Below are 324 nucleotides of genomic sequence, written 5' to 3'. Positions count from 1 at the left end.
CTCTCACATGGGGAGACCCCACACTACCATCGGCGCTACGGCGTTTCACTTCTGAGTTCGGCATGGGGTCAGGTGGGACCACCGCGCTAAAGCCGCCAGACAAATTCTTTTACTTCTTGCCGAACTTTAACCTAAGTATAAAGTGGTGCTGATACCCAGAGTCGAACTGGGGACCTCACCCTTACCAAGGGTGCGCTCTACCAACTGAGCCATATCAGCACGCTAAATTTGATGCCTGGCAGTTCCCTACTCTCACATGGGGAGACCCCACACTACCATCGGCGCTACGGCGTTTCACTTCTGAGTTCGGCATGGGGTCAGGTG

Annotated in this window: 1 tRNA gene and 2 rRNA genes; all 3 read right to left on the bottom strand. The window is 54.6% G+C overall.

From position 1 onward, the window contains the following. A 5S ribosomal RNA gene (rrf, locus tag ACNQ0T_RS23505) occupies positions 1–100 on the bottom strand; the annotation flags it as partial. A 43-nt stretch (positions 101–143) separates the two neighbouring features. Further along, positions 144–219: transfer RNA gene (locus tag ACNQ0T_RS23500), tRNA-Thr, on the bottom strand. A 14-nt stretch (positions 220–233) separates the two neighbouring features. Continuing rightward, a 5S ribosomal RNA gene (gene rrf, locus ACNQ0T_RS23495) occupies positions 234–324 on the bottom strand; the annotation flags it as partial.

The sequence above is a fragment of the Enterobacter cloacae complex sp.6700776 genome, assembly GCF_048284255.1.
Taxonomy (GTDB): domain Bacteria; phylum Pseudomonadota; class Gammaproteobacteria; order Enterobacterales; family Enterobacteriaceae; genus Enterobacter; species Enterobacter intestinihominis.
The sequence above is the reverse complement of the archived record's forward strand: the minus strand, read 5'-3'. Positions and strand labels throughout refer to the sequence as shown.